We start from the raw sequence: 11,700 nt of genomic DNA on the forward strand, positions 1-11,700 counted from the left end.
CCCTGTCCGGCGAGCCTCTGCGCACACCTGCGGAATGACAACTGAAACGGCGAATCCCGAATTCGTATTGAAGTGCACGCCGCCACGCGTGCCCAAGGAGCAACTGCTGCGCGGCCGCCTCAGCTGGGACGGTGAGGAGCTCACGCACAAGACGATCATCGAGGTCATTGCTCCTGCAGGCTTCGGCAAGACATCCCTGCTTGGCCAGTGGCGGCGCGAAGCCCTCAACCTTGGTGCGCTGGTCGCATGGCTGACGCTCGACGACCGGGACGACGTCGCCCGCTTTACCGGCGGGCTCGCGTATTCGATGAGGGTGGCAAGCGGACGGCCGACGTTCGAGCGTGCCGTCGCACAGCTGATCCGCCAGGGCAGCAGCGACTTCGAAGGCCTGACGGCGTGGCTTGCCGAAGTCGCGAATCTCGGAGCCGAGACGGTGCTGATCCTCGACGAGGCGCAGGCGGCCCCGGACGCCGTTCAGCAGTCGCTGCTTTATCTGATCCTTAACGCGCCGCCGAATCTTCGCGTCGTCCTCGCTTCGCGCAAGGCGCTGCAGCTTCCGCTCTCGAGCTTTCTGGCGCGGGGCCTGTATGCCTCTGTCGGTGCGGACCGGCTGCGCTTCACGCGCCAGGAAACGGCCGAGATCCTGAAGACGCGATTCAAGGATCGGATCGACGCCGAATCCTGCATGCGCCTGCACGAGAAGGCCGCCGGTTGGCCGCTGGGGCTCCAGCTGGCGATGGTGGTCATTGAACGCCAGGCCGATCTGAACGCGGCGATCGCGACGATGGATGCCGCGACGGGCGATCTCGAGCGCTATTTCCTTGAGGGCCTGCTGCGGGATCTGGAGCCGCGTATCGTCGAGTTTCTCGTCCGCATCTCGATTCTCGACGCCTTGCAGGTCGACCTGTGCGCAATCGTCTCCGGCTACGAGGATACTCCCGAGGTGCTGGCGCACCTGCGTGATTCGCTGCCGATCTTCGCTGACGGGCTCACCACGGACTGGATCCGGTTTCACCCCATGGTGCGCGAGTTTCTCGCCGGGCAGTTGCGCAAGCGCCCCGACGGCGAGCGGCAGGCCCTGCACGGGCGGGCGGCGCGCTGGTTGGCCGACCATGGCATGCGCGAGGCGGCGGCGGACCAGGCACTCGCGGCGGGCGAGGATGCACTGGCATACGGCCTGATCAGCGAATGCATATACGGTGCCGCACTCGAAGGCGACCATGTCCGCCTCATGTACTGGCTGGAGCGCATGCCGCCCGCAGAACTTGAGCGCCATCCACGCACGCTGCTCGGTGCCGCCTGGGTGCTTGCCCTGAGCGAGCGGCACCAGGAGGCGACGCGGCTGATCGAGAAGGTGCGTGGAAATTCCGCAGCGCCGGTGGAAGAAGGTTTCGAGAGCGCTTTGATCAGTGGCGCGGCGGCGTATTTCGCCGATCGGATCGACGAAATGGAGAGCATTCTTGCGCCATGGAAGGGGCACGATGGCTCGGCATCGCCGCCCCTCAAGGCGATCTACGCCAATTGCACGGCGGTTGCCCAGATCTACCGCGGCAATCCGGAGCGGGCGAGACATCTGATCCGGGCGGCGTACGTCGACGTGCCCGCCGGACTGCATGCGGTGCGCGGCTGGGCCGAGTGGGGGATCGGCTTCAGCTACCTGTGGGAGGGGCACGTGCAGCTCGCGCAGGAGTGGCTCGCAGAACCCTCCCGACGTGCGGACGACGCCATCGGCCGCCGCAATGGCGTGAGTGCGATGCTGGCCTCGGCATTGGCGATGGCCCACTGGGAGCTCGGCGACACGGATGCGGCGGAAGACGTGCTGCTGGGACGGCTGGACGTGCTGGAGCACGTCTCGGCACCGGAAGCGATCGTGATGGGGTACCAGGTTGCCGCCCGGCTTGCGCGAATGAAGGGGCAGCATCGACGTGCGCTCGATCTGCTCGACAACCTGTTCGCACTCGGCGAAGTCCGCAAGATGCCGCGTTACTGCGTCGCGAGCCTGTTCGAACAGGCCCGCATGCATATGATGCAGGGTCGCGCGCGATCCTGTCTCGATGCATGTGAGCGCCTCGAAGCGATGGCGCCCGAATTGGAGACGAACACCCTCCTTGGGCGCCTCTTGCTGCTGCGGATGGGCCTGGCGCGCGGTTACGGTGCGATCGCGAGCTGTGACTGGGAAAAGGCTCTGGCCATCCTCGAACCCCTGCACGACGAAACGGAGAAGATGCGGCGCGGACGGGAAGGCGTGGAGACCAAGTTCCTCATTGCGTTTGCGTGCAGGCATCGCGGCCTGGAATGGAAGACCCGGCTGGACGAGGCGGTTGGCCTCGCCGATATCTTCGGCATGCGTCGTGCGCTCAACTATCTGCAGCCCCTGGTCGGCGAGTGGGAAAGTGAGGAAGTGGCTGGCGACGAACTCGTGCCCGAACGTCCGCCGGTTCCGCCGCGGCGCACGTCGGTTCCCCCCTCCCATGCGACGGTCGTGAGGACGGGCGGGCTACTGACCGCGAAGGAAGAAGAAATTCTTCAATTGCTCGGGCGCAATCTGACGAACAAGCAGATCGCGAGTGCCCTGAGCATCAGCGACGAGACCGTCAAGTGGCACGTCAAGAACATGTTCGTCAAGTTCAATGCGGGCTCGCGACGGCACGTGGTCGACCGCGCCCGCATGCTGGGTGTCCTCAGCGATCCATACTGAGCCGCCGGTCAGACCACGGGAGCGGCGGTCTCCACCGGCCAAGGGTGTGCGGCGAACATTTCCCGTAACTGCCCCTTGCGCACCTTTCCTGTGGCTGTATGCGGAATGTGCTCGACAAAGGACACGTCGTCCGGCAACCAGCGCCGGTCGATTCTTTGCGCGAGGTAGTCGAGCAGTTCTTCCCGGCTCATCTCGCAGCAGCTTCGCGTCACGACGACCAGCAGTCGGCGGGAGCGCGGCTGTGTACCGGGAAACGCGATCAGTGCGGCCTCGAACACGCCGGGGTGGCCGATTGCGACGGCCTCGAGTTCGCCCGAGGAAATCCATTCTCCGCCACTCTTGATCGCGTCTGCAGCCCGATCGGTGACCCGTAGCCAGCCCTTGCCATCGATCGTCGCGATATCTCCGGTTGCGAAGAATCCTTCTGTGTCGAGCGGCGATGTCCCCGTCGCCTTGAAATAACCGGCGGCGACCCAGGGACCGCGCAGGCGCAGGTGCCCCCGCGTGTGCCCATCGTGGGGCACGCGCCGGCCGGTGTCGTCGATGAGGCGCAATTCGACCCCGAACGGCGCACGCCCCTGTCTGGCCCCCGGCGGCGTCGCCCCTTCGTCCGCTTCGCCCTGCCCGGAAAGGGGGGCGCCCACCGCACCGATAGGCGAGCTCTCCGTCATCCCCCAGACCTGCGTGACGGTGGCCCCGAACTGCGACGCGAACCGTTCGGTTAGCTCACCGCCCGGCACGGCGCCGCCGATGACGACGCGGCGCAGACGGAGTTCCTTGCGGGGATTGCGGTGCGTGGCGTCGGCATGGGCGAATATCGGTGCCCAGACTTTGGGTCCGCCGAGTGCGAGCGTGGCGCGCTCATCGCGCATCAGTTCGTACAGGCTTCTGCCGTCGTTGGCCGGCCCCGGCAGCACGAGTTTCATGCCACACATCGCCGCGGCGTAAGGCACGCCCCAGCCATTGACGTGAAACATCGGTGCCGCCAGCAGCGCGGACTCGCTGGCGGAAAGCGCCATGCTGTCGGCTGCGCATAGCGCGAACGCGTGCAGCACGGTCGAGCGGTGCGAGTACAGGACACCCTTGGGCGTTCCCGTCGTCCCCGCCGTGTAGCACAGCGACGAGGCCGTGGTTTCATCGAAGACTGGCCAGGTGAAATCTTCATCCGTCCCGGCGATCAGGTCTTCATAGCAGAGCAGATTCGGTATGTCGCTCAGCGGAAGATTCCTGCGGTCCGTCATGGCCACGAAGTGCTTCACCGTCCTGAGCATCGGCGCCAGGCGTTCGACCAGCGGTGCAAAGGTGATGTCGAAGAATAGATGCTGGTCTTCGGCGTGATTGATGACGTATTCGAGCTGCTCGGGAAATTGCCGCGGATGGATGGTGTGGAGAACGGCGCCGATCCCGGAAACACCGTAGTACATTTCCATGTGGCGGTAGCCGTTCCATGCCAGGGTGCCAATTCGTTCGCCGGGCTTCACGCCGAGCGCGAGCAGCGCCCTGGCCACGCCCTTCGAGCGTCGCGCGATGTCCCGATACGTGCTGCGATTGATCGTCCCCTCCGCCGTGCGGGAGACGATTTCCGCTTCGGGGTGGCACCTTGCCGCATGTTCGATAAGCGAAGAAACGAGCAGGGGAACGTCCTGCATGAGTCCCTTGAGCATGGGCTGCCTCCTGAGCATGTCCGGATCCGCTGGTACAGGAAAAGGTTAAGGCATCTGCCGGAATCGGAAACCACCTTGCAAGGGGGGTGAGCACTCGCCGGGCGGAGCCTCGTTGAGCTCGGGCGCAATAGTGGGGGCCGCTCCGACGGAACCGGGCTAGGCGTGACTCGCGTCCGAGGGCGCGAGATTCACGATGTGCGAGAAGATGCGACGGAATTCTGTCTTGCTGCTGCGACTGAAACGCGGATCGCCGTCTTCGGAGAATGCCGCGTTGATCCAGTCCCAATCTTCGGGGGTCAGATGGCATTGCGCTGCCGGGAGAATGACACGCTCGAGGCGTTCCATGTGTTCCCATATGGATCGTTCGCAGCGGCTAGCGGCATCCCTGATCGCCGCAGGATCGCCCTTGCCCTCGAGATAGCGATCGATGGACGTCGCGAGTTCGTCGAAGAGGCCACAGTCCTGGTCATGACGCCGGCTCAGTTCGGCGAGTTCAGCGTCGTAACGCGATGAGCGCTCGTGCAGCCGGGGCAGAAGGTATTCCTCTTCCTTCGGCCGATGATGAGTTGCCGAAAACGTCGTGACATAGTGGATCACCGTGCGCATGAGTTCGGCGTGTGGCGGCTCTCGCAATTCGCCTTGGTTGTCGAGCAGGTTCAGCAGCGCGTGAAGGGCTGCAGCGAGCGAGCGGTGATCGTCCCGGATGGCGTCCATCGCTTGCGACAGGGCGGGCGGATTGGAGGTGGCGGCGACGAGCACGGGCATGCCGGCATTGACCAGGACCTTCAGGGTCTGTGATCCCAGCATCATGCCGATGTTGCTTCGCCGGCCGTGCGAGGCCATGTAGATGAGATCGCAGTCGGCCTCCCGTGCCGCAGCTATGATTGCACGGGCCGGCGAATCGCTGACCGCCGTCGCGGAGCCGCATGGGATGGCGAATGCCCGCGCGGCGGCTTCGGCCTTCGCGAGGAGTTCGCGCACGCGACCCTCGAAGGCATAGGCGAACTTCGCCGGGGACGTCAGCCGAACGATTTCGGCCTCGCCGTCGAGCGCCGAGGCATAGTCCGGCTGTGCGTGAAAGAAGGTGATTCGGGCGCCGAGTGTGCGGGCGAATTCAACTGCGTTGCTGCAGATTTCCGTCGAGAGGTCGGTTCCGTCGATGGGCACGAGTAGGTGGCGGTACATGTGGGCTCCTGGAAACTGGGCGAATCGGGCGCTTGTGCCGTGCCCGGCCCGGACGGCCATGGTCACACCGTCATCGATCCGGTCATTGCAGTCGGCCCGCCGTCGACGGGGGGTCATTCGCAGCCGATTCTAATCCCGTCGGAATGCCTCGCCACCCCCTCCGCGGAGGGGGGCTGGCGGCGACCGCAAACATGGAGCCGACCGCCGATCAGGCCTTCCGGGCTTAGCTTTGCGGATGCCAGCAGGAGAGTCTCTCCCATTCCGGGAACTCTCCAGCGGGAATTGGCCTGCTGATGAAATAGCCTTGTGCCGAGTCGCAGCCGAGAATCGCCAGACGCTCCCACACGGCCTTGCTCTCGACACCTTCCGCGACGACCTTGAGGCCCAGGTTGTGCCCCAACTCGATCGTCGATCGCACGATGATTTCAGAGTCATCGTTGGCAAGCATGTTTCCGACGAAGGACTGGTCGATCTTCAGGGTGTCGACGGGAAGTTTCTGCAGATAGGTGAGGCTCGAGTAGCCGGTTCCGTAGTCGTCGATCAGTAGTTCGACACCCAGATCCTTGAGCCGGGTGAGGATTTCCAGCGCGCCAATGGGCTCCTCCATCAGGGCACTTTCAGTGAGTTCGAACTGGATCAGCTCCGGCTTGGTTCCCCAAGTGTCGAACAGCCCCTTGATGCGATCGAGCAGGCGCGGGTCGCGCAGGTCATGAGCGGACAGATTCACCGACATCGGCAGATCCATGCCGCCTTCCGCCCATGCGTAGCTCTGGCGGAACGCAGCTTCCAGCACCCATTGAGTGAGCGGCGTGATCAGGCCGGCATGCTCCGCAATCTTGATGAAATCACCGGTCGAGAGCATTCCATGTTTGGGATGCTGCCAGCGCACCAGTGCCTCGGCCCCGCAGACGCGCTGGGTCTCGAGGTGGACCTTGGGTTGGCAGTAGAGGAGGAGTTCATTCTTCGCGATGGCGTGTCTCAGCTCGCCCATCAGCGACAGACGACGTGCGAATTCCCGGTCCGGACTGCCACGGTAGAGCGTATGGCCCGAGGCAGTGTGCCGTGCCTGGCCGGCCGCGACAGTCGCGCGGCGGAGAAGGTCGTCGGCGTCGGTCCCGTGGCCGGGAAACAGCGCGATGCCAATGCTGGCGCGTGAATCCACCGCGAACTCGGTCAAGTCGACCGGCTCACGCAGAATCCTCAGCAGATTCTGCGCGACCTGAGTGGCGTGTTCCGACCCGGCATCGGTAAGCAGCACGGCGAACTCGTCTTCGCCCACGCGGGCCACCAATCTGGCCTGATCGGTAAAGGCAAGAAGGCGGGAGTGAATCGTTTGCAGGAAGCGCTCTCCCTCGCGGTAGCCGAGGGTTTCGTTGATCTCCTGCAACTGCCCCATCTTCAGCACAAGCAGGGCAAGTGGATTGAATTCCTGTCTCGCGCCTTCGAGGGCCTGGCTCAGTTGTGCGCAGAGCGAGAGCCGGTTGGGCAGTCCGGTCAGCGGGTCGCAGTAGGCCATGCGCTCGATGGTCCTCTCTGCTTCGCGGTGCTTGACGCGGGTGCGCAGATTCGAGATCCCGTAGGCAAGATCGTCAGCCAACTCGCAGAGCAGACGCATCTCGGTCTCGTCGAAGGCGTCCGGGTCCGCGGCCAGCATGCTCAGCGCACCGACGATTTCGCCGTCGATGCGAAGGGGTAAGGCGGTGGCGGCGGCATAGCCGGCCTTCTGCGCGTAATCGCGAATCGGGGCGTACGAGGGTTCGGTGAGAAGGTGCCTTCCGACCGACGGTTCGCCGGTGCGGATTGCGGTGGCAACCGCCCATTCACCGAAGCCGGTGTCGGCCCAGGTGAGGGGCAAGCGTTCGAGATGCACGCGGTCGATGCCGACGCAGGCCATCAGGTGGATGCTTTTCTGTTCGTCGTGTTCGGCGTAGCACACGGTTGCAACTCGGTAGCCTCCATCTTCGACGATCACCCTGCACATTTCATGCAGCAGTTCCGGCTCATCCGTTGCCCGCAGCAGAGTCCGGTTCCCGGCACTCAGGGTGCGCAAAGCGCGGACCGTTCTCGCGAGCACGGGCGAGCAGTCGGCGGCTGGTGGGGGCGTTCGCTCAGGACGGGATGGGCTAAGGCGCCGCGGTGTTGCCTGGTGCTTCATGTTTTTTGGACCCTCGATAGCGTGCAGCGTCCCTGCGGTCCTTCCACGTGATGCAGTATTCTGGCAGTCACAGGCCGCGCAGTACGAATCTCGGGAGTTGGACAAGATCCCGCAACGCCCATTCGTACCTACGAATATAAATAAAGACTAGTCCCTCCACTCCAGGAATAAAGATCGCGCGTGCCCGACGGTGAATTCGTCGTGCCCGTTGCATCAATTCCCCACAGCTACTTCACAAATCAAAGAGAGGCGGCCGCGAAAGCGCGTGACCTCAATTGGCACTTTTCACCACTCCTCGCAGGGGGGTGAAAGTGAAGGCATCAATGCGCAGAATGAGTTGCGTCCAGAGTGCAGGTGCCGGACGAGCGGAATTGACAAAGCCAACCAAAAAAGAGGGGCTGAAGACGATGGAGACGAGGAGACAAGGGTGCGTAGTCGCGCGCAGGCGGACGGTGCTGGCGGTGGCAGCGGCGATGCTGGCGATGGGTGGCAACGCGCAGGCGTTCGAGCTTGACACCGGCAACGCCGACCTGCAGGTGCGCTGGGACAACACGGTGCGCTACAACATTGCGACGCGCGTGGAGAGTCGCGACCGCAAGTTCGGCAACTCGGCGCTCACCGATGAGGGCACGTACAGCTTCGACCGGGGCGATCTGGTCGCCAACCGCCTCGACCTGCTGTCCGAGCTCGACGTGGTGTACAAGGGCACGAGCGGCTTTCGCGTGAGCGGCGCGGCGTGGTACGACGCGGCCTACGGCGACCACAGCGAATCGAACCCGAACGCGCCGTTCGCGGCGATCCCGAGCTACCGCGACCACGAGTACAGCCGTTACACCAAGCGCTACTACGCCGGCCCCTCGGGCGAGCTGCTCGACGCCTTCGTGTTCGCCAACTTCGACGCCGCGAGCGTGCCGGTGCGCCTGAAGGCGGGCCGCCACACGGTGTTCTGGGGCGAATCGCTGTTCCTCGGCGGCGCGCTGCACAGCGTCTCCTATGCGCAGATGCCGCTCGACCTGCAGAAGGGCTTCGCCACCCCCGGCGCCGAAGCGAAGGAACTCTTCCGCCCCCTGAACCAGCTCTCGGGCCAGGCGCAGGTGACCGACACGCTGTCGGTGTCGGCGCAGTACTTCATGGAGTGGGAAGCCTACCGCTACCCCGAAGGCGGCACCTACCTCGGTCCGGTCGACTTCGCCTTCAACGGCCCGGACCGCCAGTTCATCAGCCGCGGGCTGGGCTTCGCCACCAACGGCAAGCCGGTCGAACCGAAGCAGGCGGGCGAATACGGCGTGTCGCTGCGCTGGTCGCCGGAGGCGCTCGACGGCACGCTCGGCGTCTACTACCGCCGCTACGCCGACAAGCTGCCGCAGACCTTTCTCACCCGCGTCGGCGCTGGCGTCACCCGCTACAACCTGATCTACGCCGACGACATCGACCTCTTCGGCGTGAGCCTCGCCAAGAACATCGGTGGCGTGAGCGTCGGTGCGGAACTCTCCTACCGCCGCAACACCCCGCTCAACTCGCAGGTACTGGGCATCGCGACAACGGGCCTGCCGCAGGACGGGGAAACCCCCGGCCCGCGCGGCGACACCTTCCACGCGCTGGTCAATGTGCTGGGCCTGATCTCCGACACCCCGGTGTTCGACGCCGCGAGCTGGGCGGCCGAGCTCACCTGGGCCAAGTGGGACAAGGTGCGTAGCGGCGAGCGCCTCTTCTACGCCGAGGGCTTCGCCCCGTGCACCGGTCGCGACAAGTGGGACGGCTGCACGACGAAGGACTTCTTCGGCCTCGCGCTCGCCTTCACGCCGACCTGGTACCAGGTGCTGCCCGGGGTCGACCTGTCGGCGCCGCTGGCGCTGTCGGTGGGCCTGTCGGGCAACGCCCCGACGGTGTTCGGCGGCAACGAGGGCAACGGCAACTACAGCGTCGGGCTGTCGGCGGACGTGTTCCAGAAGTACCGCATCGATCTCAAGTACATCGACTACTTCGGCAAGTACCGCCACAACGGCACCGCGCTCACCACACAAAACGGCTTCACCACGCTGCTGCAGGACCGCGGCTTCGTGAGCCTGACACTGAAGACGACCTTCTGAGGAGGAGGACCCCCATGAAACTCACCCAAACCCTGCTGTCGGCGGCGCTCGCGCTCGCCCTGAGCGGTGCGGCCGTGGCCGCGATCACGCCCGACGAGGCGAAGAAACTCGGCACCACGCTCACCGCGGTGGGCGCCGAGAAGGCCGGCAACAAGGACGGCACCATTCCCGAGTACACCGGCGGGCTCACCACCGCCCCGGCGGGCTTCAAGCCGGGCGACGGCATCCGCCCGAACCCCTTCGCCAGCGAGAAGCCGCGCCTCGTGATCGACGCCAAGAACCTGGCGCAGCACGCCGACAAGCTCACCGAAGGGACCAAGGCGCTGCTGCAGAAGTACCCCACGTTCCGCGTCGACGTGTACCCGACACACCGCAGCGTCGCCTTCCCCAGGTTCGTCGCCGACAACACCGCGAAGAGCGCCACGCAGGCCAAGACCAACAACGACGGGCGCTCGATCGAAGGCGCGCACGCCGGCTTCCCGTTCCCGATCCCCAAGACCGGCTATGAAGCGATGTGGAACCACCTGGTGCGCTACAACGGCCAGGCCTACGAGGTGAAGTACCGCAACCTCAACGTCGACGCGAGCGGGCGCACGACGCTCGCCACCGAAGGCGTGAACGTCCAGGAATACCCGTTCTGGGATGCGACGAAGACCTCGGCCGAGACCTACTGGCGCATCAAGAACACCTACACCGGCCCGGCGCGCCGGGCGGGCGAGGCGCTGCTGATCGTCGATCCGCTCGACATCGGCACCAAGGACCGGCGCGCGTGGACCTACCTGCCGGGGCAGCGGCGCGTGAAGGTCGCACCGGATCTCTCGCACGACACGCCCAACCCGGGCACGGCCGGGGGCAACACCTTCGACGACATCTTCATCTTCATCGGCTCGATGGACCGCTTCGACTTCAAGCTCGTGGGCAAGAAGGAGATGGTGGTGCCGTACAACGCCTACAGCGCGGTGTATCAGGCCAAGCAGGACGACCTGCTGAAACCCAACCACCTCAACCCGGACCTGGTGCGCTGGGAGCTGCACCGCGTGTGGGTGGTGGAAGCGACGCTGCGCGAAGGCAAGCGCCACGTGTATAGCAAGCGCACCTTCTACCTCGACGAGGACTCGTGGGCGGCGCTCGCCTCCGACCAGTACGACGCCCGCGGCCAGCTCTACCGCGCCGGCTTCGCCTACATGGCCCCGAGCTACGACCTGCCGGCGCCCTACACCGACATGTTCGGCCACTACGACCTGGTCGCGGGCATCTACTCGCTGACCGGATTCGCGGCCGAGACCGGCGGCATGCGCCAGACCAAGCCGCTCACCGACCGCGACTGGTCGCCCGATTCGCTCGCCGGCTCGGGTATCCGGTAAACGCATCGACCGTCTCCTCCCCGGGCCCCGGTGCGGCGAATGTGCTGCACCGGGTCACCCGGTCACGACAGAGGAACAGCAATGAATTTGCACCGGATTGGGGCCGTAGCGGCTTCGCTCGCCTGTTGGATGTTGGTCGCGGCACCAGCCGCTGCCTTCCAGGATGTGTTGAACGTGCCGGCGATGGCGAGCGAGCTGGCGGCCAGGGGCCTGATCAACGGCCTGGCGTTGGCGGGACAGCGGGTGGTCGGCGTGGGCCAGCGCGGCCACGTGGTGTACTCGGACGACCAAGGGCAGAACTGGCGCCAGGCGAAGGTGCCGGTGAGCTCGGACCTCGTCGCCGTGAGCTTCCCGACGCCGCAGCAGGGCTGGGCGGTGGGCCACGACGGCGTCGTGCTGCACTCGAGCGACGCCGGCGCGACCTGGACCAAGCAGCTCGACGGCCGCGCGCTCGGCGAGCGGATGGTGGCGTACTACAAGACCCGGACGGGCGACGACGCGGCGAAATGGGTCGCCGAGGCCGAGCGCTTCGCCGCGCAGGGCG

Annotated in this window: 7 protein-coding genes; 4 read left to right on the forward strand and 3 right to left on the reverse strand. The window is 65.4% G+C overall.

The features are described from left to right. Window positions 1–34: 34 nt before the first annotated feature. Entirely contained in the window at window positions 35–2,698 is a 2,664-nt protein-coding gene (locus GPA27_RS21550; RefSeq protein ID WP_169142489.1) for a helix-turn-helix transcriptional regulator, read from the forward strand. Between the two features lie 8 nt (window positions 2,699–2,706). On the opposite strand, the gene GPA27_RS21555 is transcribed toward GPA27_RS21550, so the two are convergent. The 3 genes from GPA27_RS21555 to GPA27_RS21565 all read right to left on the reverse strand — a co-directional run bounded on the left by GPA27_RS21555 (window position 2,707) and on the right by GPA27_RS21565 (window position 7,702). Beyond that, the gene (locus GPA27_RS21555) at window positions 2,707–4,362 is read right to left on the reverse strand and encodes an AMP-binding protein (RefSeq protein ID WP_169142490.1); all 1,656 of its coding nucleotides are present in this window, start codon (window positions 4,360–4,362) and stop codon (window positions 2,707–2,709) included. 156 nt (window positions 4,363–4,518) lie between these two features. Continuing rightward, on the reverse strand, window positions 4,519–5,547 hold the full coding sequence (locus GPA27_RS21560) for a universal stress protein (protein ID WP_169142491.1): 1,029 nt from the start codon (window positions 5,545–5,547) through the stop codon (window positions 4,519–4,521). Between the two features lie 223 nt (window positions 5,548–5,770). Next, a complete protein-coding gene (locus GPA27_RS21565; protein WP_169142492.1) occupies window positions 5,771–7,702 on the reverse strand; it encodes a putative bifunctional diguanylate cyclase/phosphodiesterase in 1,932 nt (643 codons plus the stop codon). 371 nt (window positions 7,703–8,073) lie between these two features. Here GPA27_RS21565 and GPA27_RS21570 point away from each other — a divergent pair, with 371 nt between their 5' ends. From GPA27_RS21570 to GPA27_RS21580, 3 genes are all read left to right on the forward strand, one after another. Beyond that, entirely contained in the window at window positions 8,074–9,792 is a 1,719-nt protein-coding gene (locus GPA27_RS21570) for a DUF1302 domain-containing protein (protein WP_246261339.1), read from the forward strand. A gap of 14 nt (window positions 9,793–9,806) precedes the next feature. Then, window positions 9,807–11,156 (forward strand): DUF1329 domain-containing protein, encoded by a 1,350-nt coding sequence (locus GPA27_RS21575; RefSeq protein WP_169142493.1) that lies wholly within the window; start codon window positions 9,807–9,809, stop codon window positions 11,154–11,156. A gap of 81 nt (window positions 11,157–11,237) precedes the next feature. Beyond that, on the forward strand, window positions 11,238–11,700 hold a 463-nt coding region (locus GPA27_RS21580; RefSeq protein ID WP_246261341.1), incomplete at its 3' end, for a WD40/YVTN/BNR-like repeat-containing protein.

The sequence above is a fragment of the Aromatoleum toluolicum genome, from assembly GCF_012911005.2.
Taxonomy (GTDB): Bacteria; Pseudomonadota; Gammaproteobacteria; order Burkholderiales; family Rhodocyclaceae; genus Aromatoleum; species Aromatoleum toluolicum.

Coding starts and splice junctions, on each gene's coding strand:
- GPA27_RS21550 (WP_169142489.1), top strand. CDS start 35: ATGACAACTGAAACGGCGAATCCCGAATTCGTATTGAAGTGCACGCCG.
- GPA27_RS21555 (WP_169142490.1), bottom strand. CDS start 4,362: ATGCTCAAGGGACTCATGCAGGACGTTCCCCTGCTCGTTTCTTCGCTT.
- GPA27_RS21560 (WP_169142491.1), bottom strand. CDS start 5,547: ATGTACCGCCACCTACTCGTGCCCATCGACGGAACCGACCTCTCGACG.
- GPA27_RS21565 (WP_169142492.1), bottom strand. CDS start 7,702: ATGAAGCACCAGGCAACACCGCGGCGCCTTAGCCCATCCCGTCCTGAG.
- GPA27_RS21575 (WP_169142493.1), top strand. CDS start 9,807: ATGAAACTCACCCAAACCCTGCTGTCGGCGGCGCTCGCGCTCGCCCTG.